General features: G+C 63.3%; 26 protein-coding genes. 22 read left to right on the forward strand and 4 right to left on the reverse strand.

Translation table 11 applies throughout. The features are described from left to right. The first annotated feature begins 6 nt into the window (after window positions 1-6). The 8 genes from LY284_RS00965 (at window position 7) to cysM (ending at window position 7171) form a co-directional block, all read left to right on the forward strand. Complete coding sequence (locus LY284_RS00965; protein ID WP_008342376.1) at window positions 7-336, forward strand: integration host factor subunit beta; 330 nt, start codon at window positions 7-9, stop codon at window positions 334-336. A gap of 271 nt (window positions 337-607) precedes the next feature. Beyond that, window positions 608-901, forward strand: coding sequence for a lipopolysaccharide assembly LapA domain-containing protein (locus LY284_RS00970; protein ID WP_014192037.1), 294 nt, complete (start codon window positions 608-610; stop codon window positions 899-901). 42 nt (window positions 902-943) lie between these two features. Beyond that, window positions 944-2119: a lipopolysaccharide assembly protein LapB gene (gene lapB, locus LY284_RS00975; protein WP_053568618.1), complete on the forward strand. Its 1176-nt coding sequence runs from the start codon at window positions 944-946 to the stop codon at window positions 2117-2119. Window positions 2120-2200: 81 nt separating this feature from the next. Continuing rightward, entirely contained in the window at window positions 2201-3601 is a 1401-nt protein-coding gene (locus tag LY284_RS00980; protein WP_053568617.1) for a UDP-glucose/GDP-mannose dehydrogenase family protein, read from the forward strand. Continuing rightward, window positions 3567-4541, forward strand: coding sequence for a D-glycero-beta-D-manno-heptose-7-phosphate kinase (rfaE1, locus tag LY284_RS00985; protein WP_014192034.1), 975 nt, complete (start codon window positions 3567-3569; stop codon window positions 4539-4541). The genes LY284_RS00980 and rfaE1 overlap by 35 nt, the downstream gene beginning before the upstream one ends. A 7-nt stretch (window positions 4542-4548) precedes the next feature. Further along, window positions 4549-5541, forward strand: a complete 993-nt coding sequence (gene rfaD / locus LY284_RS00990) for an ADP-glyceromanno-heptose 6-epimerase (RefSeq protein WP_014192033.1) — start codon at window positions 4549-4551, stop codon at window positions 5539-5541. A gap of 75 nt (window positions 5542-5616) precedes the next feature. Continuing rightward, complete coding sequence (locus LY284_RS00995) at window positions 5617-6003, forward strand: helix-hairpin-helix domain-containing protein (protein ID WP_014192032.1); 387 nt, start codon at window positions 5617-5619, stop codon at window positions 6001-6003. A 265-nt stretch (window positions 6004-6268) separates the two neighbouring features. Further along, the gene (cysM, locus tag LY284_RS01000; RefSeq protein ID WP_014192031.1) at window positions 6269-7171 is read left to right on the forward strand and encodes a cysteine synthase CysM; all 903 of its coding nucleotides are present in this window, start codon (window positions 6269-6271) and stop codon (window positions 7169-7171) included. Window positions 7172-7239: 68 nt separating this feature from the next. On the opposite strand, the gene mltB is transcribed toward cysM, so the two are convergent. Continuing rightward, complete coding sequence (gene mltB / locus LY284_RS01005; RefSeq protein WP_041730565.1) at window positions 7240-8403, reverse strand: lytic murein transglycosylase B; 1164 nt, start codon at window positions 8401-8403, stop codon at window positions 7240-7242. Window positions 8404-8711: 308 nt separating this feature from the next. Here mltB and LY284_RS01010 point away from each other — a divergent pair, with 308 nt between their 5' ends. After that, complete coding sequence (locus tag LY284_RS01010) at window positions 8712-9635, forward strand: histone deacetylase family protein (RefSeq protein ID WP_053568605.1); 924 nt, start codon at window positions 8712-8714, stop codon at window positions 9633-9635. A 22-nt stretch (window positions 9636-9657) separates the two neighbouring features. On the opposite strand, the gene LY284_RS01015 is transcribed toward LY284_RS01010, so the two are convergent. Next, complete coding sequence (locus LY284_RS01015) at window positions 9658-10542, reverse strand: alpha/beta hydrolase (RefSeq protein WP_014192028.1); 885 nt, start codon at window positions 10540-10542, stop codon at window positions 9658-9660. A 172-nt stretch (window positions 10543-10714) separates the two neighbouring features. Here LY284_RS01015 and LY284_RS01020 point away from each other — a divergent pair, with 172 nt between their 5' ends. From LY284_RS01020 to LY284_RS01045, 6 genes are all read left to right on the forward strand, one after another. Continuing rightward, the gene (locus tag LY284_RS01020; protein ID WP_014192027.1) at window positions 10715-11749 is read left to right on the forward strand and encodes a methionine ABC transporter ATP-binding protein; all 1035 of its coding nucleotides are present in this window, start codon (window positions 10715-10717) and stop codon (window positions 11747-11749) included. Continuing rightward, window positions 11739-12392, forward strand: coding sequence for a methionine ABC transporter permease (locus LY284_RS01025; RefSeq protein ID WP_014192026.1), 654 nt, complete (start codon window positions 11739-11741; stop codon window positions 12390-12392). Before LY284_RS01020 ends, LY284_RS01025 begins: the two co-directional genes overlap by 11 nt. Window positions 12393-12414: 22 nt before the next feature. Next, window positions 12415-13206, forward strand: a complete 792-nt coding sequence (locus tag LY284_RS01030; protein WP_014192025.1) for a MetQ/NlpA family ABC transporter substrate-binding protein — start codon at window positions 12415-12417, stop codon at window positions 13204-13206. Window positions 13207-13381: 175 nt separating this feature from the next. Next, window positions 13382-14131, forward strand: a complete 750-nt coding sequence (locus tag LY284_RS01035; RefSeq protein ID WP_014192024.1) for an electron transfer flavoprotein subunit beta/FixA family protein — start codon at window positions 13382-13384, stop codon at window positions 14129-14131. A gap of 14 nt (window positions 14132-14145) precedes the next feature. Next, on the forward strand, window positions 14146-15081 hold the full coding sequence (locus tag LY284_RS01040) for an electron transfer flavoprotein subunit alpha/FixB family protein (RefSeq protein ID WP_014192023.1): 936 nt from the start codon (window positions 14146-14148) through the stop codon (window positions 15079-15081). A 102-nt stretch (window positions 15082-15183) separates the two neighbouring features. Further along, the gene (locus LY284_RS01045) at window positions 15184-16974 is read left to right on the forward strand and encodes an acyl-CoA dehydrogenase (RefSeq protein ID WP_014192022.1); all 1791 of its coding nucleotides are present in this window, start codon (window positions 15184-15186) and stop codon (window positions 16972-16974) included. A gap of 53 nt (window positions 16975-17027) precedes the next feature. On the opposite strand, the gene LY284_RS01050 is transcribed toward LY284_RS01045, so the two are convergent. Further along, a complete protein-coding gene (locus tag LY284_RS01050) occupies window positions 17028-18320 on the reverse strand; it encodes a D-amino acid dehydrogenase (protein WP_014192021.1) in 1293 nt (430 codons plus the stop codon). Between the two features lie 132 nt (window positions 18321-18452). Here LY284_RS01050 and LY284_RS01055 point away from each other — a divergent pair, with 132 nt between their 5' ends. Beyond that, on the forward strand, window positions 18453-18941 hold the full coding sequence (locus LY284_RS01055) for an Lrp/AsnC ligand binding domain-containing protein (RefSeq protein ID WP_014192020.1): 489 nt from the start codon (window positions 18453-18455) through the stop codon (window positions 18939-18941). Between the two features lie 67 nt (window positions 18942-19008). Next, window positions 19009-20139 carry a PA0069 family radical SAM protein gene (locus tag LY284_RS01060; RefSeq protein WP_014192019.1) on the forward strand — a complete coding sequence of 377 codons (1131 nt, stop codon included), beginning with the start codon at window positions 19009-19011 and terminating at the stop codon, window positions 20137-20139. Between the two features lie 3 nt (window positions 20140-20142). On the opposite strand, the gene LY284_RS01065 is transcribed toward LY284_RS01060, so the two are convergent. After that, window positions 20143-20646 carry a TM2 domain-containing protein gene (locus tag LY284_RS01065; protein WP_014192018.1) on the reverse strand — a complete coding sequence of 168 codons (504 nt, stop codon included), beginning with the start codon at window positions 20644-20646 and terminating at the stop codon, window positions 20143-20145. Between the two features lie 252 nt (window positions 20647-20898). Here LY284_RS01065 and rpsP point away from each other — a divergent pair, with 252 nt between their 5' ends. The 5 genes from rpsP (at window position 20899) to LY284_RS01090 (ending at window position 24043) form a co-directional block, all read left to right on the forward strand. Further along, entirely contained in the window at window positions 20899-21153 is a 255-nt protein-coding gene (gene rpsP / locus LY284_RS01070) for a 30S ribosomal protein S16 (protein WP_008342343.1), read from the forward strand. 54 nt (window positions 21154-21207) lie between these two features. Further along, a complete protein-coding gene (rimM, locus tag LY284_RS01075) occupies window positions 21208-21924 on the forward strand; it encodes a ribosome maturation factor RimM (RefSeq protein ID WP_014192017.1) in 717 nt (238 codons plus the stop codon). A 27-nt stretch (window positions 21925-21951) separates the two neighbouring features. After that, window positions 21952-22722, forward strand: coding sequence for a tRNA (guanosine(37)-N1)-methyltransferase TrmD (trmD, locus tag LY284_RS01080; protein WP_014192016.1), 771 nt, complete (start codon window positions 21952-21954; stop codon window positions 22720-22722). Between the two features lie 129 nt (window positions 22723-22851). After that, entirely contained in the window at window positions 22852-23241 is a 390-nt protein-coding gene (gene rplS / locus LY284_RS01085) for a 50S ribosomal protein L19 (RefSeq protein WP_014192015.1), read from the forward strand. A 142-nt stretch (window positions 23242-23383) separates the two neighbouring features. Continuing rightward, entirely contained in the window at window positions 23384-24043 is a 660-nt protein-coding gene (locus tag LY284_RS01090) for a CoA pyrophosphatase (protein WP_233387123.1), read from the forward strand. The last annotated feature ends 59 nt before the right edge of the window (window positions 24044-24102 follow it).

The raw sequence follows: 24102 nt of genomic DNA on the forward strand, positions 1-24102 counted from the left end.
TGCAGAATGACCAAAAGTGAATTGGTCGCCCAGTTGGCGTCGCGATTTCCGCAACTTGTCCTCAAGGATGCGGATTTCGCGGTGAAGACGATGCTCGATGCGATGTCGGAGGCCCTGGCCAACGGTCATCGTATCGAGATTCGCGGCTTCGGCAGCTTTGGGCTCAACCGTCGTCCGTCGCGCGTCGGACGTAATCCCAAGTCGGGCGAGAAAGTGCTGGTGCCGGAGAAATTCGTGCCGCACTTCAAGCCGGGCAAGGAATTGCGCGAACGCGTCGACGGCCGCGCGGGCGAGCCGCTCAAAGCTTCGAATGACGACGATGCGGACGATCTCTGATCGGCGCATCGCTACCGAAAAGATGTTTCGGTTCGCGGCGTCCGGCCACGAGGCAATCGACCAGGAAAGCACCCCTCGGGGTGCTTTTTTTATGCGCATCGCGCGGGCGGGCACGGGTGCGCGACTTGCTAAAAAACGCTGCGGGGAGCAGGCGGGTGTCTGCGCCCATGAGCATCAATTACAATACCGGTCACTTTGACCTGGGTGTTCGACCGCGCAGGCCGGCTGGAATGGCTTTGCCTCTGGTGCAACCGCTCTTGCGAGACCGTACATGAAATTTCTCGTCTGGCTGATCCGCGTTCTGGTTTTCGTGCTGCTCCTGGTGCTGGCGCTCGCCAACACCCAGACCGCGACACTGAACTTCCTCGCAGGCTATGCCTGGACCGCGCCGCTGATCCTGATCGGTCTTGCGTTTTTCGTCGTGGGATTGCTGGCGGGTCTCGTGTCCGGCCTGCCCGCGAAGCTGCGCCTGCGCATGGAAAACGGCCGTCTGAAGCGCGAGCTGCGCGTTGCGCGCGAAACGCCGGTCGTGAAAGAAGAGCCGCCGATGCCGCCGCTCATCTGACGCGGCGTCAGAGCGGACACCCAACAATCAACGACTAATCGCATGGATCTAGACTTCTGGTGGCTGCTCGTCATTCCCGTCGCGTTCGCGCTGGGGTGGATGACGTCCCGCTATGACCTGAAAACGCTGCTGTCCGAGAATGCGAACCTGCCGCGCTCGTACTTTCGCGGCCTCAATTTTCTGCTCAACGAGCAACACGACAAGGCGATCGATGCGTTCATCGAGGTCGCCAAGCTCGATCCCGAGACCATCGAACTGCACTTCGCGCTCGGCAACCTGTTCCGCCGTCGCGGCGAGACCGATCGCGCCATCCGCGTGCATCAAAATTTGCTGAGCCGCGCCGATTTGCCGGTCGCCGAGCGCGACCACGCGCTGTATGAACTCGGACAAGACTTCCTCAAGGCGGGCTTGCTCGATCGCGCGGAGGAAACGTTCAAGTCGCTGGACGCGGGCGAATATTCGCTCGGCGCGCAGCGTGCGCTTTTGACCATCTATGAAATCGAGAAGGATTGGCCCAAGTCGATCACGACGGCCGAGCAGATCGAAAAGATGGGTGCGCCGTCGCTGCACATGGAAATTGCGCATTTCCACTGCGAACTCGCGCAGGAAGCGTTGCAGCGCAAGAATCCCGATGGCGCGCGCGCCGAACTGAAGCTCGCGCTGGCGTCGAACCCGGACAATGTGCGCGCGACGATTCTCGCGGGCGACGTCGAAGCGGCCGCGGGCAATGTCGAAGCCGCGATTGCGAACTGGAAGCGCGTCGAGGAGCAGAACGAAGCGTACTTGCCGCTCGTGGCCGAAAAGCTGATGAAGGCGTACGCCGCGCTCGGACGCAAGGAAGAGGGCGTCGCGCTGCTGACCGATTACACGAGCCGCTATCCGTCCAACGATCTGCTGGATGTCGCCTACAAGCACGTGCAGGAATTGCGCGGGCTGGAGGCGGCGCACGCGCTCGCGCGTCAGCAGATGCAGAGCGCGCCGAATCTCGCGGGCATGACGCGCCTGCTCGAAGCCCAGGAAGCGACGGCCGAGGAGCCGCGCCGGGGCGAGCTGGAACTGATGCGCAATCTGGTGAAACAGCGCACCAAGAATCTGCCGCGCTATACCTGTCAAACCTGCGGATTCCGTGCACGACTATTCTATTGGCAATGTCCCGGCTGCAGCGGCTGGGAGACGTACGCGCCGCGCCGCGTCGAGCCGATCACGAGTTCGGCCTGAACGGCACGCGGCGAGCATGAGTTCAGGCGGCGCGCGCGCGCCGCGTCCGCCACCGGCATTTCAAATACCTCCGGAAAGCGTATGAAAGTAACCATCGTCGGCACGGGTTACGTCGGTCTTGTGACCGGCGCGTGCCTTGCCGAAATCGGCAATGACGTGTTTTGCGTGGACGTCGATCCGCGCAAGATCGAAATTCTCAACAATGGCGGCGTGCCGATCCACGAGCCGGGCCTTCAGGAAATGCTGAGGCGCACGCGCGCGGCGGGCCGCATCCAGTTCTCGACCGACGTCAAGGCGAGCGTCGAGCACGGCGACATTCAATTCATTGCGGTGGGCACGCCGCCCGACGAAGACGGGTCCGCCGACCTGCAATACGTGCTCGCGGCGGCGCGCAACATCGGCAAGTATTCGAACGGCTTCAAGGTGATCGTCGATAAGTCGACGGTGCCGGTCGGCACGGCGCAGCAGGTGAAAAACGTCGTCGAGGAAGAACTGAAGGCGCGCGGGCTCGGATCGGAGTCGCACGGTTTCTCGGTCGTGTCGAACCCGGAGTTCCTGAAGGAAGGCGCGGCGGTGGACGACTTCATGCGCCCGGACCGCATTGTCATCGGCATCGACGACGACCACGCGGGCAACCGCGCGCGCGAGAAGATGAAGCGCCTCTACGTGCCGTTCAACCGCAATCACGAGCGCACGCTGTACATGGACGTGCGGTCCGCCGAGTTCACGAAATACGCGGCCAACGCGATGCTCGCCACCCGCATCTCGTTCATGAACGATCTGTCGAATCTGGCCGATACGGTCGGCGCGGATATCGAATCGGTGCGTCGCGGGATCGGCTCGGACCCGCGCATCGGCTATCACTTCCTCTATGCGGGCTGCGGCTACGGCGGTTCGTGCTTCCCGAAGGACGTGCAGGCGCTCGCGCAGACTGCCCGCGAAAACGGTCACACGCTGCGCGTGCTCGAAGCGGTCGAAGCGGTGAATCGCGATCAGAAGGACGTGCTCGTCAACAAGATCGTGAAGCGCATGGGCGAAGACCTGCGCGGGCGCACCTTCGCCGTGTGGGGGCTCGCGTTCAAGCCCAACACCGACGACATGCGCGAGGCATCGAGCCGGCGCATCATCGAGGCGCTGCTTGCGCGCGGCGCCACCGTGCGCGGGTACGATCCGGTCGCGATGCAGGAAGCCGAACGCGTGCTGGCGCTCGATCTGGCGGAGCGGCCCGAGGACATGAAGCGCCTGCATCTGGTCGGCACGCAGCACGAAGCGCTGCGGGGCGCGGATGCGCTCATCATCGTGACCGAATGGAAGGAGTTCAAGAGCCCGGATTTCGGGTACTTGAAGAGCGCGCTGAAGACGCCGGTGGTCTTCGATGGCCGCAATCTGTACGAACCGGAATCGATGGCCGAAATGGGCATCGACTATTACGCAATAGGACGTCCCCATGTCGAACTCGACCGCAACGGAAGTAACAACTAAGACCGATATGCCGGTCGTGCCGCGCGCGCGCATTGCGGCGGCGCGCGTGCTCGTGGTCGGCGACGTGATGCTCGACCGCTACTGGTTCGGCGACGTGAACCGTATCTCGCCGGAAGCGCCCGTGCCGGTGGTGCACGTGCAGAAGAAGGAAGATCGGCTGGGCGGGGCCGCGAACGTTGCGCGCAACGCGGCGGCGCTCGGCGCGCAGGCGGGACTTCTATGCGTGGTCGGTCACGACGAGCCGGGCGAGCGCGTGGTCGAGCTGCTCGGCGAGAGCAAAGTCGCGGCGCATCTCGAACGCGATCCCGAACTGCTCACGACTATCAAGCTGCGCGTGCTGTCGCGGCAGCAGCAATTGCTGCGTGTCGATTTCGAGAACACGCCGAATCACGAAGTGCTGCGCGCGTGCCTCGCGCGTTTCGCGGAAATCCTGCCGCAGCACGACGTGATCCTCATGTCCGACTACGCGAAGGGCGGCCTGACGCACGTCACGCAGATGATCGCCGATGCGAAGCGCGCCGGAAAGCCGGTGCTCGTCGATCCGAAGGGCGACGACTGGGACCGTTATCGCGGGGCGACGCTCATCACGCCGAATCGCGCCGAACTGCGCGAAGTGATCGGACAATGGAAGTCGGAGGAAGACCTGCACGAGCGCGTGAGCAGGCTGCGCACCGAACTCGATCTCTCCGCGCTCCTGCTGACGCGCTCGGAAGAGGGCATGACGCTCTTCACCGAGAACCAGGTGCTGCACACGTCGGCCGAAGCACGCGAAGTGTATGATGTGTCGGGCGCCGGCGACACCGTCATCGCGACGGTCGCGACCATGCTGGGCGCGGGCGTGCCGCTCGTCGACTCGATCGTCTATGCCAACCGCGCCGCGGGCATCGTGGTCGGCAAGCTCGGCACGGCCACCGTCGACTACAACGAACTCTTCGCCTGAATTCACCATGACCATCATCGTTACCGGTGCGGCCGGGTTCATCGGCAGCAATATCGTCAAGGCGCTCAACGAGCGCGGTGAACATCGCGTGATCGCGGTGGACAACCTGACCAAAGCCGACAAGTTCAAGAATCTCGTGGATTGCGAGATCGACGACTATCTCGACAAGACCGAGTTCGTCGCGCGTTTCCAGCGTGGCGATTTCGGCCGCGTGCGCGCGGTGTTTCATGAAGGCGCCTGTTCGGACACGATGGAAACCGACGGCCGCTACATGATGGACAACAACTTCCGCTACAGCCGCGACGTGATGGACGCGTGCCTCGCGCAGGGCGCGCAGTTCCTGTATGCGTCATCGGCGGCGACTTACGGCGGATCGAGCCGTTTCGTCGAGGAGCGCGAAGTCGAAAAGCCGCTCAACGTCTACGGCTATTCGAAGTTTCTCTTCGATCAGATCGTGCGGCAAACGCTGCCGAAGGCGCAGAGCCAGATCGTTGGCTTTCGCTATTTCAACGTGTACGGCCCGCGCGAGACGCACAAGGGGCGTATGGCGTCGGTCGCGTTCCACAACTTCAATCAGTTTCGCTCGGAAGGCAAGGTCAAGCTCTTCGGCGAATACAACGGCTATGCGGCGGGCGAGCAGACGCGCGACTTCATTTCCGTGGAAGACGTCGTGAAGGTGAACCTGTTCTTCTTCGATCATCCGGAGAAGTCGGGCATTTTCAATCTCGGCACGGGACGCGCGCAGCCGTTCAACGATATCGCATCGACGGTCGTGAACTCGCTGCGGGCACTTGATGGCGAAGCATCGCTATCGCTCGCGGAGCTGGTGCAGCGCGGGCTCATCGAGTACATTCCGTTCCCCGACGCACTGCGCGGCAAGTATCAATGCTTCACGCAGGCAGACCCGTCGCGCCTGCGTGCGGCGGGCTATGACGCTCCGTTCCTGACGGTTCAGGAAGGCGTCGATCGCTACGTGCGTTGGCTATTCGGCCAGCTATAAACGCGCTTCGAGCCTCTCTACACTGGGTCTTGCGGTCGGCACTCCCGCCGGCCGGTTCCTTACGGAGACTCAGTCATGTTCAAGCAAGTTCTTTCGTCGATCGCCGCATTCGCGCTCCTCTTTTCCATCGGTAGCGCGTTCGCGGCCGTCGATGTCAATACCGCCAATTCCGACGCACTGCGCGGCATCAAGGGCATCGGCCCGGCGAAGGCGAAAGCCATTCTCGACGAGCGTCAGGCGCATGGCCCGTTCAAGGACGCCAGCGATCTCGGCACGCGCGTGAAGGGCATGGGCGGCAAAACCGTCCAGCGTCTCGAAGCGGAAGGGCTGACCATCGGCTCGGCGTCGAAGACCGCGGCGATCGCGCCGGGCAATGCGGCACCGCCTGGTACGGCGAACTCCGCTGTCGCAACGCCGGTTTCGGCGTCGGCATCGGCCAAACCGGTCGTCGTGAAAAAATAAGGACAGCATGACGGCGCGCCCGAATGCGGCGCGTCATCGATCTCCTTCAGCCTTCGGATGGTTTGGGCTGCCCCCGCGATCCGCCTCGTCGCGGGGCTTTTTGCGCTTGTGCGCCACGAGCTTGCTTACAGTTCGATTCGGCAATCCATCCGCGCAACAGGGGTGCGCCGGCATCGGGAGAACCGCTGGGCTACAATCGACGTATCCCCTATATCAAAATCCCACCGCAGCCGGTTTTTCCGTGGGACACGAATCCGCTCCGCATATGGCTTACATGACTATCGAAGACACGATCGGCAACACGCCGCTCGTGCAACTCGTCCGCGTCGTGGACGATGAAATCCGCAGCCGCAACAACGTCGTGCTGGGCAAGCTCGAGGGCAACAACCCGGCGGGCTCGGTGAAGGACCGCCCGGCTTTGTCGATGATCAGGAAAGCTGAAGAGCGCGGACGCATCAAGCCGGGCGATACGCTGATCGAAGCGACGAGCGGCAACACGGGCATTGCGCTCGCCATGGCCGCCGCGATGCGCGGCTACAAGATGGTGCTGCTGATGCCTGAGGATCTTTCGATCGAGCGCCGTCAGAGCATGGCCGCGTACGGCGCGGAAATCGTGCTCACGCCGGTGACGGGCGGCATGGAATACGCGCGCGATCTCGCCGATCAGATGCAGCGCGATGGCCGCGGCATCATCCTCGACCAGTTCGCGAATCCCGACAATCCGCTCGCGCATTACGAAAGCACCGGCCCGGAATTGTGGAAGCAGACCGAGGGCCGCATCACGCACTTCGTCTCGTCGATGGGCACGACCGGCACGATCATGGGTGTGTCGAAATATCTGAAAGAGGTGAACCAGAAGATCGAGATCATCGGTGCGCAGCCCGAAGAAGGTTCGCGCATTCCGGGCATCCGCAAGTGGCCGGAGGCGTATCTGCCGAAGATTTTCGACCGCAGCCGCGTGGATCGCGTCGAGAACGTGAGTCAGGCCGCATCGGAAGCGATGGCCCGGCGGCTCGCATCGGTCGAAGGCATTTTCGCCGGCATTTCGTCGGGCGGCGCATGCGAAGTCGCGCTGCGTATCGCGCGTCAGGTCGAGAACGCGACGATCGTGTTCGTGGTCTGCGACCGGGGCGACCGGTATCTGTCGACGGGCGTGTTTCCCGCGTAAGGCGGCGTCGGAGCGACAAAAAAACCCCGGCGTGCCGGGGTTTTTTCACATGGAGCGCGGGGGCGATATCACTGCGAGCCGTCGCCCGCCATCATGCGCGCCTTGACCGCCTCGCCAAGCTGATACACCGCGAGCGCATAGAAGAAGCTGCGGTTATAGCGCGTGAGCACGTAGAAGTTCTTGAGCCCGAGCGTATATTCGGTCGCGCGGCCGGGCGTCGGCAAATCGACGACGGTGAGCGGCGTCGGCGCTTCGGCTGCGATATTCAGGCCCGGCTCGTTGAGCAGCATGCCCGCCTTGGTCAGTTGCGCGAGCGACCATTTCGGCTCCGGCGATCCATCCGCGGCGGCCTGCGCGATGCCCTGACTGCCTTCGTCGCCCGCGATACGCCACACGACCGGACGGCCCGGCGCCCAGCCGTTCTGCTTCAGATAATTCGCGACGCTGCCGATGGCATCCGCCTGACTCGTGCGCAGATCGATGCGGCTGTTGCCGTCAAAATCGACCGCATATTGCACGATGCTGCTCGGCAGAAACTGCGGAATGCCGATCGCGCCGGTGTACGAACCGAGCACGGTGGAGGGATCGATCTGCGAATCGCGCGTCCACACGAGCAGATCTTCGAGATTCTTGCGGAATGTCGCCATGCGCTCGGCGCGGTTCGGCGTATTCGGATAATCGAAGGTGAGCGTGGTGAGCGCATCGAGCGCACGGAAGTTGCCCATGTACTTCCCGTAGATCGTCTCCACGCCGATGATGCCGACGATGATTTCCGGCGGCACCCCGAATTGCTCGGCCGCGCGCTGCAACGTGGCCTGATTCGCGCGCCAGAACTTCACGCCCGCGTTGATGCGCACCGGCTCGATGAAGCGCGACTGATACGCGCGCCAGTTCTTCGTCTGCGGCGTCGGCGAGGGTAGAACCAGCTTCGCCGCCGTCGCCGAATAGCTCACGTGCGCGAACAGGTTATGGAGCGCGGCCGAGTCGAAGTCATAGCGCGCGACCATGTCGTTGATGAACGCCTCGACATTCGGATTGTTCGCGTAGCGCTGCGGCACAATTTCTTCTTCGAACATCTGCCCTTGCGGCGTCGCGGTCTGCGGCTGCTGCGACTGCGCAAAGGCACTGTTGCTGGAGAGAACGCCGAGCGCGCAGAGGAGGGAAACGAAGAGCGCGCGCTTTACCGGCTTGAAGGAGGCCGTGAAGTCGAACGGAGCAAACTGGAAAGTCATAGTGTGCGTGGTTGGGGACGGTTGGGGCGATGCCGGATTCGCGAGCGGCCGAAACGCCTGTGAAATCGAATCGATCTGCAACGATTCTCAACGGAACGCAACAGCCTGCAACATGCCGCGCGCAAACGCTCGGCCGGCAAGGCGTCGGGGCAGTATAACCGACGCTTCGCGCCCGTACCGCCCGTGCGGCCGGGCGGGCGCGGCCGTATCGAACGGTGTGGTAACTTAACGTCAAATGCGCGACACGCGGTCGCGTCTGACGAAAAAACACAAGACGAGAGCCGACGAAAGCGGCATTGCGAGACATCATGGCCACCGGCTTTTACTCCCACCCCGACTGCCTGCAGCACGACAACGGCCAGTGGCATCCCGAATGCCCGGCGCGTTTGCAGGCGATCGAAGATCAGCTCATCGCGAGCCGCATCGATTCGCTCATCGAGCGCGAGGAAGCGCCGCTCGCCGAGGAAACCGAACTCGCGCGCGTGCACACGCAGGCGCACATCGATTACATCAAGAGCCGCTCGCCCGAGCAGGGCCGCAGCGAGCTCGATCCGGACACGTCGATGTGTCCCGAGTCCTACCGAGCCGCATTGCGCGCGGCGGGCGCGGCGATCGCGGCCACCGACGCGGTCATGGAAGGGCGTTACGACAACGCGTTTTGCAGCGTGCGCCCGCCCGGCCATCACGCGGAACCCGCGCGCGCGATGGGCTTTTGCCTCTTCAACAACGTCGCGATCGCGGCGCGCCATGCGCTCGAAGTGCACGGCCTGGAGCGCGTCGCGATCGTCGATTTCGACGTGCATCACGGCAACGGTACCGAAGCGGCCTTCAGCGGCGACTCGCGCGTGCTGATGTGCAGCTTCTTCCAGCATCCGTTCTATCCATTTTCCGGCGCCGAGAATCACGCTCCGAACATGGTCAACGTGCCGCTGCCCGCGCGCACGAAGGGCATGCAGGTACGCGAGGTGGTCGACATGATGTGGCTGCCGCGGCTCGACGAATTCAAGCCGCAGATGATCTTCGTGTCAGCCGGCTTCGATGCGCATCGCGAAGACGACATGGCCAACATGGGTCTCGTCGAGGACGATTACGCGTGGATCACCGAGCAGATTCGCGCGGTCGCGAAACGTCACGCGCAGGGGCGCATCGTGAGTTGTCTGGAGGGCGGCTACAACTTGTCGGCGCTCGGGCGCAGCGTGGTTGCGCATCTGCGGGTGCTCGCGGAAATCTAGCCCAACGCGCTATTCAGACGCGCTAGCCGCGCGCATGCGTGCGCGCGTGATCGGCGCGCACGAGCGTCCAGTCGATCAGCTCGCGAATCACGCGGTCGCGGTCGAGATCGTTGAGCGTTTCGTGGGCGCTGCCTTCGTAGATGGCGAGCGTGCTGTCGGTCGAGCCCGTGTGCGCTTCGAATTCGCGGCTGCCGGCGGGATCGCAGATCGCATCGTTCGAGCCATGAAAGACGTAGAGCGGCAACGCGATCGCGCCGCGTCTGGCCGCCACGCGCTCCATGCCGGCGAGAATCTGCGCGGCCGTGCGCGCGGGAACGGCGCCGTGATGCACGAGCGGATCGCGCTGGTACGCAACAACGACGCCCGGCGCGCGCGAGAGCAGCGACGGATCGACGCGGAATGCGGCCACGCGCGGTGCGACCGTGCCCACGATGCGGCTCAGCTTCGCCTTCCAGCGCGGCGTGTCCGCGCCGATCTTCAGCGCGGGGCTCGAAAGAATCAGTCCGGTCAGCTTGGTGTCGGGCGCGCGTTCGGCAACGTAAAGCGCCGCGATCGTGCCGCCCATGCTGTGGCCCATCAGAAAGAGCGGCGTGCCGGCGGGCGATGTCGCGGCGCAGGCTTCCAGCAGCACGTCGGCATCGCGCAAATAGTCGGTGAAGACGCGCACCCACGCGCGATCGCCCGACGACTTCCCGTGCCCGCGCAGGTCGATCGCGATCAGTTCGATGCCCGCCGCGTTCAGCGCAGTGGCGAGCGCATCGTAGCGGCCCGCGTGCTCGCCGAGACCGTGAACGAGCGCAATCCGCGCCTTCGTTTCGACGTCCGGCGCGCTCTGCCAGCGATGCAGGAACAGCTCGACACCCTGCCGCGTCGTGACGGCGCTTGTCGAATAAGTAGTATGTGACATGAGCCGGTAAATATCTCCACGTTATTAGCCGATCCGAATTCATTATTAAACAGAATGTAACGCGTCCTGTAAAATCGCGGGCGACGGTACAACAGCTACAACCAACTACGATGAGCGGCGGCCGGCTGCGCGGGTGCTTCGACCCGGCGAGCCTTCCGCCGTTTGCATTTTCATGATCGAAATACGCAATCTCTCGCAGCGCTTCGCCGGCCCCCGGGGCTGGGTCGAAGCGCTGCACAACGTCAGCCTGACGATCCCCGCCGGCGAAGTGTTCGGCATCATCGGACGCAGCGGCGCGGGCAAGAGCACGCTGGTGCGCACCATCAATCTGTTGACGCGGCCGAGCGAAGGCAACGTGATCGTCGACGGGCGCGATCTCATGACGCTTTCCAGCGACGATCTGCGCGCCGCACGCCGCGACATCGGCATGATCTTTCAGCACTTCAATCTGCTGAGCTCGCGCACGGTGTTCGACAACGTCGCGCTGCCGCTCGAACTCGTGGGCAAGAAGCGCGCGGAGATCGAAGCCGCGGTGCTGCCGCTGCTCGAACTCGTCGGCCTCACGACGCACAAGGACAAGTATCCCGCGCAGATCAGCGGCGGGCAGAAGCAGCGCGTGGGCATTGCGCGGGCGCTCGCGAGCAATCCGAAGGTGCTGCTCTCCGACGAAGCCACGTCCGCGCTCGACCCCGAAACCACGCGCGCGATTCTCGACCTGCTGCGCAAGATCAATCGCGAGCTGGGCTTGACGATCGTGCTCATCACGCACCAGATGGAAGTCATCAAGCAGGTGTGCGACCGCGTGGCGGTGCTCGATGCGGGGCGCGTGGTCGAGGAAGGCAAGGTCGTCGATGTCTTCATGCAGCCGCATCACGAAGTCACGCGCGCGCTGATCGGCGATGTCATCGCGCACGAGTTGCCGCCCGCACTGAAGGCGCGCGTGATCGAGCGGCTGAAGACCGGCAGCGGCCATCTGCTGCGGCTCGCGTTCACGGGCTCGGGCGTCGATCAGCCGATTCTCTCCGAGACGATCCGCCGCTACGAGCTCGATTTCAACATCCTGCACGGCCAGATCGACGAGATTCAGGGGCAGGCGTTCGGCTCGCTCGCGGTGCTCGCGGGCGGGCAACCGGTGAAGATCGCCGAGGCGATCGAATATTTGCGCACGCAAGGCGTGGTGGTGGAGGAGTTGTCCCATGTTGAGTGAAATGTTCGACATGTTCGTCCAGTCGTTCTGGGAAACGCTGATCATGGTCGGCATCTCGGGACTCGTCGGCGCGGCGATCGGTTTGCCGCTGGGCGTCTTGCTGTATCTCACCGATCGCGACGGCGTGCTGCACAACCTTCCGGTGAATCGCACGCTCGGCGGCGTCGTGAATGCGGTGCGCTCGACGCCGTTCATCATCCTGCTCGTCGCGGTGATTCCGTTCACGCGGCTCGTCGTCGGCTCGTCGATCGGGACGGCGGCGGCCGTGGTGCCGCTGACGATCGCCGCCGCGCCGTTCATCGCGCGTCTCGTCGAGACGGCGTTGCGCGAAGTCGATCGCGGACTCATCGAAGCCGCGCAGGCGATGGGCGCGACGACATCGCAAATCGTGTTCAAAGTGCTGTTGCCGGAATCGCTGCCGGGCGTCGTTGCGGGATTGACGATCACCTTCGTGTCGCTCGTCGGCTACTCGGCGATGGCGGGCGCGATCGGTGGCGGCGGGCTCGGCGATCTCGGCATCCGTTACGGGTATCAGCGCTTTCTGCCTGAAGTGATGATCACGGTCGTCGTGATCCTCATCGTTTTCGTGCAACTCGTGCAGTCGTTCGGCGACTGGCTCGTGCGCCGCCTTAGCCATAAATAAGTCATCCATAAGAGACCACACCATGCAACGTCGATTCATTCTGAAGTTCGCCGCCGCGCTGCTGAGCGCTTCGCTGTTCAACGTCGCTCACGCCGAGGACGCCATCAAGTTGGGCGTGACGGGCGGACCGCACGCGCAGATCATGGACGTGGTGAAGCAGGTCGCTGCGAAGAACGGCCTGAAGATCACGGTCGTCGAGTTTTCGGATTACGTGCAGCCGAATGCCGCGCTCGCCGCCGGCGATCTCGATGCGAACAGCTATCAGCATTTGCCGTATCTCGACGCGCAGGTGAAGGATCGCGGCTACAAGCTGATTCGCGTTGCCGATACTGTGACGTTCCCGATGGGCATCTATTCGAAGAAGCTGAAGTCGCTTTCGGCGCTGCCCAACGGCGCGCGCATCGCGGTGCCGAACGATCCGACCAACGGCGGGCGCGCGCTGCTGCTGCTGCAAAAGCAAGGTCTCATCAAGCTGCGCGCGGACGCGGGCCTGAAAGCGACGCCGATCGACATCGTCGAGAACCCGAAGAAGCTGAAGATCGTCGAACTCGACGCGGCGCAGATTCCGCGCTCGCTCGACGACGTCGATGCCGCCGCCATCAACACCAACTTCGCGATGGAAGCGGGCCTGAAGCCGAAGTCCGATGCCATCGCCATCGAAGATCCGCGCGGCCCGTACGTGAACATCATCGCGATTCGCGCGGCCGACAAGGACAAGCCGTGGGTCGGCAAGCTGATCGCGGCGTATCACTCGCCGGAAGTGAAGCAGTTCGTCGAAGGCAAGTACGCGGGGGCGGTGATCACAGCCTGGTAAACGTTTTCTGGCGGCGGATTCGGGTTTTCGTGGATATAAATAGAACGATCGTTCGATAAAATAACCGCATTCCTATTGCACGACGACCCGACCCACCCGCTTGTGGAGGGGCGAGCCGACGCGTCACTCGTATAATGACGCTGGGTTGACGTAATCGTAACTTTGGAGCGTGTGCATGAAAATTCTGGTGCCAGTCAAGCGCGTGGTCGACTACAACGTGAAGGTCCGGGTGAAGTCGGATAACACGGGCGTCGATATCGCCAACGTGAAGATGTCGATGAACCCGTTCGACGAGATCGCCGTGGAAGAGGCGGTGCGTCTGAGGGAGGCGGGTGTTGCTACGGAAGTGATCGCCGTGTCGTGCGGCGTGACGCAGTGTCAGGAGACCTTGCGCACGGCGCTGGCCATCGGCGCGGACCGCGCGATTCTCGTCGAATCCGCGGATGAATTGCAGCCGCTGGCGGTCGCGAAAATCCTGAAGGCGCTGGTCGATCAGGAAAAGCCCGAACTCGTGATTCTCGGCAAGCAGGCGATCGATGACGATTCGAATCAGACCGGTCAGATGCTGGCCGCGCTGGCGGGTCTGCCGCAGGCGACGTTCGCATCGAAAGTCGTAATCGCCGATGGCAAAGCCACGGTGTCGCGTGAAGTCGATGGTGGCGCGGAAACGCTGTCGCTGAAGCTTCCCGCAGTCGTGACGACGGACCTGCGCCTGAACGAGCCGCGTTATGTGACGCTGCCGAACATCATGAAGGCCAAGAAGAAGCCGTTGACGACGGTGAAGCCTGCTGATCTGGGCGTCGATGTCGCGCCGCGCCTGAAGACGCTGAAAGTCACGGAGCCGCCCAAGCGCAGCGCCGGCATCATGGTGCCGGACGTGAAGACGCTGGTCGAGAAGCTCAAGACCGAAGCCAAGGTGCTGTAAAGGAGACGCGAAAAATGACGATTCTGGTAATTGCGGAACACGATAGCGCGTCGATCAAGGCAGCGACGCTGAACACGGTTGCGGCTGCCGCGAAGATCGGTGGCGATATTCATGTGCTGGTTGCGGGCTCGAACGCGCAAGGCGCGGCGGACGCAGCGGCGAAAATCGCGGGCGTGGCAAAAGTGCTGCTCGCCGATGCGCCCCAACTCGCCGATGGCCTCGCCGAAAACGTCGAAGGCACGGTGCTGAACATCGCGAAGAATTATTCGCACATTCTGGCTCCGGCGACGGCGTACGGTAAGAACATTGCGCCGCGCATCGCCGCGCATCTGGATGTCGCGCAAATCAGCGACATCACCGCCGTCGATAGCCCCGATACCTTCGAGCGCCCGATCTACGCGGGCAACGCGATCGCAATCGTGCAATCGATCGATCCGATTAAGGTCATCACTGTGCGTGCGACGGGCTTCGATCCGGTCGCGGCGGAAGGCGGCAGCGCAACGGTCGAAAAGATCGAAGCCGCCGCGGATGCCGGCATCTCGCAGTTCGTGAGCCGCGAAGTGACGAAGCTCGATCGTCCGGAACTGACGAGCGCGCACATCATCGTGTCGGGCGGTCGCGGTCTGGGCAGCGGCGAGAACTACACGAAGACGCTTGAGCCGCTCGCCGACAAACTCGGCGCGGCGCTGGGCGCATCGCGCGCGGCGGTCGATGCGGGCTATGTGCCGAACGACTTCCAGGTCGGTCAAACGGGCAAGATCGTCGCGCCGCAACTGTACGTGGCAGTCGGCATCTCGGGCGCGATTCAACACTTGGCCGGCATGAAAGACAGCAAGGTCATCGTCGCGATCAACAAAGACCCGGAAGCACCGATTTTCAGCGTGGCCGATTACGGCCTCGTCGGCGATCTGTTCGCGCTCGTGCCCGACCTGGTGAAAGAACTCGGCTAGACCGCGCCGTGTAGTTCGGACATTCGCCAATAAATAAAAAAAGGGCGCGACGCACGTTGCGCCCTTTTTTTGCGCCAATATTTTGATGGAGGAGACAGACAAATGACTTATCAAGCCCCAGTCAAGGACATGCTGTTCGTGATGAAGGAACTCGCGGACATCGACCGCATCGCCGCGCTGCCCGGTCACGAGGACGCGGGCTTCGATACGGCGCAGGCCGTCGTCGAAGAAGCCGCGCGTTTCTGCGGCGAAGTCATCGGGCCGCTGAACGTGGCGGGCGACCGCAATCCGAGCGCCTGGGCGAACGGCGAAGTGACGACGACGCCCGGCTTCAAGGACGCGTTCCGCCAGTTCTCGGAAGGCGGCTGGCAAGGCGTCGTGCATCCGGCGGATTTCGGCGGCCAGGGCTTGCCGAAGCTCGTCGCGACGCCGTGCATCGAAGCGCTCAATTCGGCGAATCTCGCGTTCGCGCTGTGTCCGCTCTTGACCGACGGCGCGATCGAAGCGCTGCTCACCGCGGGCAGCGACGAGCAGAAGGCGCTTTATCTGCCGAAGTTCATCGGCGGTGAATGGACCGGCACGATGAACCTGACCGAGCCGCAGGCAGGCTCCGATCTGGCGCTCGTGCGCACGCGCGCCGAGCCGCAGGGCGATGGCAGCTACAAGATCTTCGGCACGAAGATTTTCATCACGTACGGCGAGCACGACATGGCGAAGAACATCGTGCATCTGGTGCTCGCGCGTACGCCCGACGCGCCCGAAGGCGTGAAAGGCATTTCGCTCTTTCTCGTGCCGAAATTCCTCGTCGGCGACGACGGCTCGCTCGGCGCGCGCAACGACGTGCATTGCGTCTCGATCGAGCACAAGCTCGGCATCAAGGCGAGCCCGACGGCCGTGCTGCAATACGGCGATCACGGCGGCGCGATTGGCTATCTGATCGGCGAGGAGAATCGCGGCCTCGAATACATGTTCATCATGATGAACGCGGCGCGCTTTGCCGTGGGCATGCAGGGCGTCGCGATCGCCGAGCGCGCGTATCAGCAGGCGGTCGCGTATGCGAAAGAACGCGTGCAAAGCCGTCCGGTCGATGGCAGCGCGAAAGAGCCAGTGACGATCATCCATCATCCCGACGTGCGCCGCATGCTCGCGACGATGCGCGCTTACACCGAAGGCGCGCGCTCGCTCGCCTATGTCGCGGCTTCGCACAGCGATCTGGCGCACGGTCTTGCGGACGAGGACGCGCGCCAGAGCCATCAGGCGATCTACGAGTATCTCGTGCCGATCGTGAAGGGTTTCAGCACGGAAATGTCGATCGAAGTCGCGAGCCTGGGCGTGCAGGTGCACGGCGGCATGGGCTTCATCGAGGAGACGGGCGCGGCGCAGCACTATCGCGATGCGCGCATTCTGACGATCTACGAAGGCACCACGGCGATTCAGGCGAACGATCTCGTCGGCCGCAAGACGGTGCGCGACGGCGGCCGCGCGGCGCAGGCGCTGCTCGCGCAGATCGACCAGACCATCGCGGCGCTCGCCGAAGTGGACGGCCAGGCGTTCAAGTCGATGCATCGGCACTTGAGTGCGGCGAGCCTGTCGCTCGCGCGCTCGATCGAGTTCGTCGTCGCGAAGTTCAAGAGCGATCCGAATGCCGTGTTCGCGGGCAGCGTGCCGTATCTGCGGCTTGCGGGCATCGCGCTGTGCGGCTGGCAGATGGCGCGCGCGATGCTCGTTTCGCACGCGAAGCGCGCGGAGGACGAGCGCTTTCACACGGCGAAGATCGCGACGGCCGAGTTCTTCGCGGAGCACATTCTGTCGCTCGCGCCGGGGATCGAAGCGTCGATCGTCAGCGCGAAGGGCAACGAAGGCGTGCTCGCGCTGAGCGAAGACCAGTTCTGAAAACGACAAACGGCGCCTCGCGGGGCGCCGTTTGTCATTGAACGGGGACGAACTCAGGCGTTCGCGTATCCCGGACGGCGATTCACGCCGACATCGCCGAAATAGCGATGCACAGACAGATCGTCCGCGCGGATGGCCGGCTGCTTGCCCGACATGAGATCCGCGAGCAACTGGCCCGAGCCGCACGACATGGTCCAGCCGAGCGTGCCGTGGCCGGTGTTCAGGAACAGGTTCGGCACCGGCGTGCGGCCGACGATCGGTGTGCCGTCCGGCGTCATCGGGCGCAGGCCGGTCCAGAAAGTGGCGCTCGCGGTGTCGCCGCCGCCGGGGAACAGGTCGTTCACGCACATTTCGAGCGTTTCGCGGCGCGCCGCTTTCAGCTTTTTGTCGTAGCCGACGATTTCCGCCATGCCGCCCACGCGGATACGGTCGTCGAAACGCGTGATCGCGATCTTGTAGGTTTCGTCGAGCACGGTCGATACCGGCGCGCGCTTCGCATCGACGACTTGCGCGGTGATCGAGTAGCCCTTCAGCGGATAAACCGGAATCTTGACGAGATCGCCGAGCAGTTTCGGCGAGTACGAACCTAGCGCGACGACGTACGAATCCGCCGTCACCAGTTCCTTGCCGCACTGCACGCCCGCGATCCGGCCGTTGGCGACGACGAGCGCGTCGATCGACGTGTTGTAGCGGAACTTGACGCCGAGCGCTTCGGCCATCGCGGCGAGGCGCGTGGTGAACATCTGGCAGTCGCCGGTTTCGTCGTTCGGCAGGCGCAGGCCGCCCGTCAGCTTGTGCGATACCGCAGCGAGCGCGGGTTCGGCTTGCTTCAATTCATCGGCGGTGAGCAGTTCGAAGGGCACGTTGGCGTCCTTCAGCACGGCGATGTCTTTGCCCGCGCCATCGAATTGCTGCTGCGTGCGGAACAGTTGCAGCGTGCCGCCGGTGCGGCCTTCGTACGAAATGCCGGTGTCGGCGCGCAGTGCCTGCAGGCAGTCGCGGCTGTACTCGGCCAGGCGCACCATGCGGCCCTTGTTCACCGTGTAGCGGTCTTGCGTGCAGTTGCGCAGCATCTGCCACATCCACTGCAACTGGTTCATCGTACCGTCGAGGCGGATGGCGAGCGGCGCGTGCTTTTCGAACATCCACTTCACGGCCTTGAGCGGCACGCCCGGCGCGGCCCACGGCGATGCATAGCCCGGCGAGATCTGTCCGGCGTTCGCGAAACTCGTTTCGAGGGCGGGGCCGGCTTCGCGGTCGATGACCGTGACTTCGTGGCCAGCGCGAGCAAGGTAATACGCACTCGTCACGCCGACGACGCCGCTTCCAAGAATAACGATTCGCATGAGATCTCCGATTCGATTTCGCTGGACAGTCCACCGATGCTGCGGCAGCTTGTCCGTCTAGTGTTATCGACTATAGTATTGATATCGAGCCAGTTTTAGTTATTGTATTTGGTCGATTTTCAGGAAAAACCAATGAGAACACAGCGAAATCCGGTCCGTGCGCTCGATAAGCTCGATCACAAGATCCTGAACATCCTTCAGGACGACGGCCGCATCGCGATGAAGGACCTGGCCGAACGCGTCGGACTGTCTGTTACGCCTTGCATCGAGCGCGTGAAGCGCATGGAGCGGGATGGCGTGATCACCGGCTACTACGCGCGCGTGAACCCCATGGAACTGGGCGCGGCGCTGCTCGTATTCGTCGAGATCACGCTGGATCACAAGAGCGGCAACATGTTCGAGCAGTTCCGCCGCGAAGTGCAGAAGATTCCCGAAGTGCTCGAATGCCATCTGGTTTCGGGCGACTTCGACTATCTGATCAAGGCGCGCATCGGCGAAATGGCGGACTACCGCAAGCTGCTCGGCGACATCCTGCTGCAACTGCCCGGCGCGGTGCAGTCGAAAAGCTATGTGGTGATGGAGGAGATCAAGGAGACGCTGAGGATCTTCGTCGAGGCGTGATTTTTCGCTTGCGACGACGCGTCGATACTGTATATTTGTACAGTATCGAACGTAGGATTTCGTCGCAATGCCATCGCCTGATCGTGAATTTCCCGTCGCGCCGCCCGCTCCGCTGAAGGGGCGAGGCGCGGTCACGAACATTCAGGGCCGCTACGAGAAAGACGAGCGCGAACGGGTCGACGACGGCTGGCTGCATGCCGGCGATTCCGACGAGGAAGGCGCGCCGCCGCTGCGCACGCAAGTGTTCGAGGAGCGCGCAAAGAGCATCCTCACGCGCAATAGCTCGCCGGACATTCCGTTTTCCGTTTCACTCAATCCGTATCGCGGCTGCGAGCACGGCTGCATTTATTGTTTCGCGCGCCCGACGCACAGCTATCTCGGTCTGTCGCCAGGGCTCGATTTCGAAAGCCGCATCTACGCGAAGATCAACGCGCCCGAATTGCTCGAACGCGAGCTGGCGAAACCGAATTACGAACCTGAGCCCATCGCGCTCGGCGTGAATACGGATGCGTATCAGCCCGTCGAGCGCGAACTGCAGATTACGAGGCGCGTGATCCAGACGCTGCACGACTGCGGGCATCCGTTCGCGGCAATCACGAAGTCATCGCTGATCGAGCGCGATATCGATTTGCTCGCGCCGATGGCCGAGCGGGGGCAGGTGATGGCGGCCATCACCGTCACGACGCTCGACGCCGAGATCGCGCGCACGCTCGAACCGCGCGCGGCCACGCCGTCGCGGCGCCTGCGTACGATCCGCACGCTCGCCGAGGCGGGCATTCCGGTGGGCGTGAGCATCGCGCCGGTCATCCCGTTCGTGACGGAGCCGGATATGGAACGCGTGCTGGAGGCATGCGCGGAAGCAGGCGCGACAAGCGCGAGCTACATCGTGCTGCGCCTGCCGTGGGAAGTTGCGCCGCTCTTCAAGGACTGGCTCGCGGCGCATTTCCCGGATCGCGCGGATCGCGTGATGAGCCGCGTACGCGACATGCGCGGCGGCAAGGACTACGACTCCAACTTCTCCACGCGCATGAAAGGCGAAGGCCTTTGGGCCGATATGCTGAAACAGCGCTTTCAGAAAGCGACGAAGCGCCTCGGCCTCAACGCGCGGCAGCGCGGCATTCTGGACATGTCGGAGTTCAGGCAGCCAGACACGCGCGCCGCGCCGCCGCCTGCGAATCCGCAACTCGACCTGTTCTGAACCTCACTGCGACAGTGTCTTCGCCGCTTCGATCTGACTCTCGAAATACGTCTGGAACGTGAGCGCGAGGCCGGTCATCAGCAAGAACGCGCCGATCAGCAGCGAGAAAATCACGACGAAGATGACCGTCCAGCCGGAGCGGCTGTTGCGGCCGGTATGCGCATTGAACTGCGCGTCCCATTTGGCGTCGGGGCGCAAACCGTAGACGATCGCCGAGAGAAAGGCGGCGAGCAGGGAGATCGCGCCCGGAAAGGCCAGCACCCAACCGAGCATCGACGTGCGCTCCGACTCCTTGAGCAGCAGATAGCCGAACGCGCCCAGAATGATGCCGACGATATGCGCCCAGCCGTACTTGTCGCGCAATCCATACAGATAGAAGCGATGCAGGCCGATGGAGCCGAACAGAAACGCAAGCGCCGCAGTGAGCGTCTTCGAGCGGAAATAGGACGGGGCCTGCTTGCCGGCCGGCTTCGAGCCGGGTTGCGTGGCGACGGACGAGGAAGTCATCAGCGAAAGCGGTGGTGGAGGGAAGCGGCCGTGAGCCGGACGCCGGTATCTCATTTTACGCCGACGACCCGGTGCTCCACCAAGGTCACGTTGCCGCGGCGGGACAATACCCGGTATGCGCGAATAGGCGCGCCTGCGTCACGAAAAACGCCTTTCATCCAAAAAATGCGTTAAGTGTTTGTTCGGGCGTCTGATTCCAGCTATAATCGCCTGTTCTCGTTGTTCCGAACCCCGGTTTTCAAGGATTTCAGCATGGTCATCATCCGCTTGGCTCGTGGCGGCTCGAAGAAGCGCCCGTTCTACAACATCGTCGCAACCGATTCGCGTAGCCGCCGTGACGGCCGCTTCATCGAGCGCGTGGGTTTCTACAACCCGGTCGCGACCAAGGGCGAATCGCTGCGTATCGCGCAAGATCGCCTGACGTACTGGCAAGGCGTCGGCGCGCAACTGTCGCCGACGGTCGAGCGTCTGGTCAAGCAAGCTCAGCAAGCCCAGCCGGCTGCTTGAGCGCGCTGAGTCGACGCTGCAACAAACGCTCGAAACCTGCCCAAAGGTTCGCTGATGTCTTCGCGTGATCCACAAAACGGCCGCGACGGCGCCATCAGCCGACCGAAGCCGGGGCAAGACGAAGGTGCCGCCACGTTTGGCGCGTTTGTCCGCAAGCCGGGCACGCGTCGCGTGGCGGTCGACGTTTCGAGCGCGACGAACGAAGACGCCATCGAGGCGGTCGATGCGTTGCCCGAGGACGCGGTCGAAGTCGGCTATATCGCCGATGGATACGGTCTCAAAGGCTGGGTCAAGATCATGCCGCACGCGAACGGCAAGCGGGGCGGCGACGCACTGCTGACGGCCAGACGCTGGTGGTTGACCAAGGGCCGCGAACGCAAGTCCGCGCGCTGCATGCAGTCGAAAGCGCATGCGGACACCATCGTGGCGCGCTTGGGCGGCTGCAACGATCGCAACGCGGCCGAGGCGTTGAAAGGCTACGCGGTGCATATCGCGCGCAGCGATTTCCCGAAGCTCGACAGCGAAGACGAATTCTACTGGGTCGATCTGATCGGCCTGGATGTCGAAAGCGAGGCGGGCGTGGCTCTGGGCCGCGTCGCCGACCTGATCGACAACGGCGCGCATTCCATCCTGCGGATCGAGTATCCGGCAACCGACAAGGATGGCAAGCCCGTCACCGGCGAGCGGTTGATTCCGTTCGTCGGCGTGTATGTGAAAACGGTGGACCGGGCGGCGAAGCGTATCGTCGTCGACTGGGACGCCGACTATTAATTGGCATCGAAGCGAGGAGAGAGCACGATGCAGTTCGATGTCGTGACGCTCTTCCCCGAGATGTTTCGCGCGCTGACCGACTGGGGCATCACCAGCCGGGCGGTGAAGCAGGAGCGGTTCGGTCTGCGCACGTGGAATCCGCGCGATTTCACCACGGACAATTACCGCACCGTTGACGATCGCCCGTACGGCGGCGGCCCCGGCATGGTCATGCTGGCGCGCCCGCTCGAAGACGCGATCTACGCGGCGAAGGCTGCGCAGCGCGGGCAGGGCATCGCGTCGACGCGCGTCGTGATGATGTCGCCCCAAGGCGCGAGGCTCGACCACGACCGCGTGATGCGGTTTGCGCAGGAACCCGGTCTCGTGCTGCTGTGCGGCCGTTACGAAGCGATCGACCAGCGCCTGATCGACCGCGAAGTAGACGAAGAAGTGAGCCTCGGCGACTTCGTGCTGTCCGGCGGCGAGCTGCCCGCCATGGCGCTGATGGACGCCGTCGTGCGCCAGTTGCCCGGCGTCCTGAACGACGCACAATCGGCGGTGCAGGACAGTTTCGTCGACGTACTGCTCGATTGTCCGCACTACACGCGGCCGGAAGAGTACGAAGGCGTGCGTGTTCCGGACGTGCTGCTCGGCGGCCATCACAAGGAAATCGACGCCTGGCGCAGGCGCGAAGCCTTGCGCAATACGTTCGACAAGCGGCCCGATCTGATCGAGCGGGCGCGAAGAAACAAGATGTTGAGCCGTGCCGACGAGGCGTGGCTCGCAGAACTCGCGAAAGACGCGTCGAAGCCTGCATAGGTTTCGGGCGGACGAGCGGGAAAATGGGGGCGTCGAGCCGTATCGGCGCCTGAAGCAAACCCATCCTCTACCGGGGCCTGACTCAGTTCAAGGCACACAACTCCGGCAAGATGGCACAAGGAGTCAGTAATGAATCTGATTGAGCAACTTGAGAAGGAAGAGATCGCACGCGTTCTGGGCGAGAAGACCATCCCCGACTTCGCGCCGGGCGATACCGTCATCGTCAATGTGAACGTGGTCGAAGGCACGCGTAAGCGTGTCCAGGCTTACGAAGGCGTCGTCATCGCGAAGCGTAATCGTGGCCTGAACTCGAACTTCATCGTCCGCAAGATCTCGTCGGGCGAAGGCGTCGAGCGTACGTTCCAGACCTACTCGCCGCTGCTCGCAAGCATCGTCGTGAAGCGCCGCGGTGACGTTCGTCGCGCGAAGCTCTACTACCTGCGCGAGCGTTCGGGCAAGTCGGCTCGAATCAAGGAAAAGCTGGTGTTCAAGGACAAGTCGGCTGCTTCGGCCGAGTAAGTCCACTGAACAGGCAGGACGGAAAAAGCACCCATGCGGGTGCTTTTTTCTTTGGTGTGGTCAAATTGAGACTTCCATAGCCCGCAATCCGACCGTGTCCACCGGCAAGACTTCAACTCCCCGCATCCTCGAACCCGAAAAGATGCCCGTCCTCTCGACGGGTGAGGCTCTCCCGCCCGTTCCGCCCGAGCGCCTCACGCCCGACGGCCTGCGTGCGCGCTTCAAGCTGGAGCTCGACTGGACGCAGGAAGAGCGCGAGCAGCGCATCAAGGCGATCGGCGGCGATCCGCGCGTCGCGTCCGTGCTCGTGGCGCTCGTCGTGCGCGAAGGCGGGCTGACCGTGCTGCTGACGCAGCGCGCCGATCATCTGTCGGACCATGCGGGGCAGATCAGCTTTCCGGGCGGGCGACGCGAGCCCGAAGACGCCGATGCCGCCGCGACCGCCTTGCGCGAGGCGCGCGAGGAAGTGGGTCTGGGCGCGGAGCATTGCGAAGTGATCGGCGCGATGCCCGACTATCTGACGGGCACCGGCTTCAAGGTGACGCCGGTCGTCGCGCTCGTCCATCCGCCCTTCGAACTGCAGGCCGACACCTGCGAGGTCGCCGATATCTTCGAAGTGCCGCTCGACTGGCTGATGAATCCGGCCAATCACGAAGTGCGCGTATTTCGCTGGGAAGGCGGCGAACGTCGTTTTTTTGCCATGCCGTATTCGCCGGGTGAACGTAAGGCTCCTTATTTCATCTGGGGTGCAACGGCCGGCATGTTGCGCAATTTCTATCGCTTTCTCGCAGCTCGTGCGTGACGGCGCGGCAAGTGCGCGTGGCCGCGATCGCATGCGCAATTGCTTCGTGCGCAAAACGG

This window comes from Caballeronia sp. PC1 (assembly GCF_021353155.1).
Lineage (GTDB): Bacteria > Pseudomonadota > Gammaproteobacteria > Burkholderiales > Burkholderiaceae > Caballeronia > Caballeronia cordobensis.

Excerpts from the sequence above, each read along its gene's own strand:
- LY284_RS01045 (WP_014192022.1), top strand. The coding sequence starts at position 15,184 with ATGACTTATCAAGCCCCAGTCAAGGACATGCTGTTCGTGATGAAGGAA.
- cysM (WP_014192031.1), top strand. The coding sequence starts at position 6,269 with ATGGCTTACATGACTATCGAAGACACGATCGGCAACACGCCGCTCGTG.
- LY284_RS00995 (WP_014192032.1), top strand. The coding sequence starts at position 5,617 with ATGTTCAAGCAAGTTCTTTCGTCGATCGCCGCATTCGCGCTCCTCTTT.
- lapB (WP_053568618.1), top strand. The coding sequence starts at position 944 with ATGGATCTAGACTTCTGGTGGCTGCTCGTCATTCCCGTCGCGTTCGCG.
- LY284_RS00965 (WP_008342376.1), top strand. The coding sequence starts at position 7 with ATGACCAAAAGTGAATTGGTCGCCCAGTTGGCGTCGCGATTTCCGCAA.
- rfaD (WP_014192033.1), top strand. The coding sequence starts at position 4,549 with ATGACCATCATCGTTACCGGTGCGGCCGGGTTCATCGGCAGCAATATC.
- LY284_RS01025 (WP_014192026.1), top strand. The coding sequence starts at position 11,739 with ATGTTGAGTGAAATGTTCGACATGTTCGTCCAGTCGTTCTGGGAAACG.
- LY284_RS01035 (WP_014192024.1), top strand. The coding sequence starts at position 13,382 with ATGAAAATTCTGGTGCCAGTCAAGCGCGTGGTCGACTACAACGTGAAG.
- trmD (WP_014192016.1), top strand. The coding sequence starts at position 21,952 with ATGCAGTTCGATGTCGTGACGCTCTTCCCCGAGATGTTTCGCGCGCTG.
- rplS (WP_014192015.1), top strand. The coding sequence starts at position 22,852 with ATGAATCTGATTGAGCAACTTGAGAAGGAAGAGATCGCACGCGTTCTG.
- rfaE1 (WP_014192034.1), top strand. The coding sequence starts at position 3,567 with ATGTCGAACTCGACCGCAACGGAAGTAACAACTAAGACCGATATGCCG.
- LY284_RS01065 (WP_014192018.1), bottom strand. The coding sequence starts at position 20,646 with ATGACTTCCTCGTCCGTCGCCACGCAACCCGGCTCGAAGCCGGCCGGC.
- LY284_RS01090 (WP_233387123.1), top strand. The coding sequence starts at position 23,384 with ATGCCCGTCCTCTCGACGGGTGAGGCTCTCCCGCCCGTTCCGCCCGAG.
- LY284_RS01055 (WP_014192020.1), top strand. The coding sequence starts at position 18,453 with ATGAGAACACAGCGAAATCCGGTCCGTGCGCTCGATAAGCTCGATCAC.
- LY284_RS00980 (WP_053568617.1), top strand. The coding sequence starts at position 2,201 with ATGAAAGTAACCATCGTCGGCACGGGTTACGTCGGTCTTGTGACCGGC.
- LY284_RS01020 (WP_014192027.1), top strand. The coding sequence starts at position 10,715 with ATGATCGAAATACGCAATCTCTCGCAGCGCTTCGCCGGCCCCCGGGGC.
- LY284_RS01030 (WP_014192025.1), top strand. The coding sequence starts at position 12,415 with ATGCAACGTCGATTCATTCTGAAGTTCGCCGCCGCGCTGCTGAGCGCT.
- LY284_RS01010 (WP_053568605.1), top strand. The coding sequence starts at position 8,712 with ATGGCCACCGGCTTTTACTCCCACCCCGACTGCCTGCAGCACGACAAC.
- LY284_RS01060 (WP_014192019.1), top strand. The coding sequence starts at position 19,009 with ATGCCATCGCCTGATCGTGAATTTCCCGTCGCGCCGCCCGCTCCGCTG.
- LY284_RS01040 (WP_014192023.1), top strand. The coding sequence starts at position 14,146 with ATGACGATTCTGGTAATTGCGGAACACGATAGCGCGTCGATCAAGGCA.
- rimM (WP_014192017.1), top strand. The coding sequence starts at position 21,208 with ATGTCTTCGCGTGATCCACAAAACGGCCGCGACGGCGCCATCAGCCGA.
- rpsP (WP_008342343.1), top strand. The coding sequence starts at position 20,899 with ATGGTCATCATCCGCTTGGCTCGTGGCGGCTCGAAGAAGCGCCCGTTC.
- LY284_RS01015 (WP_014192028.1), bottom strand. The coding sequence starts at position 10,542 with ATGTCACATACTACTTATTCGACAAGCGCCGTCACGACGCGGCAGGGT.
- mltB (WP_041730565.1), bottom strand. The coding sequence starts at position 8,403 with ATGACTTTCCAGTTTGCTCCGTTCGACTTCACGGCCTCCTTCAAGCCG.
- LY284_RS01050 (WP_014192021.1), bottom strand. The coding sequence starts at position 18,320 with ATGCGAATCGTTATTCTTGGAAGCGGCGTCGTCGGCGTGACGAGTGCG.
- LY284_RS00970 (WP_014192037.1), top strand. The coding sequence starts at position 608 with ATGAAATTTCTCGTCTGGCTGATCCGCGTTCTGGTTTTCGTGCTGCTC.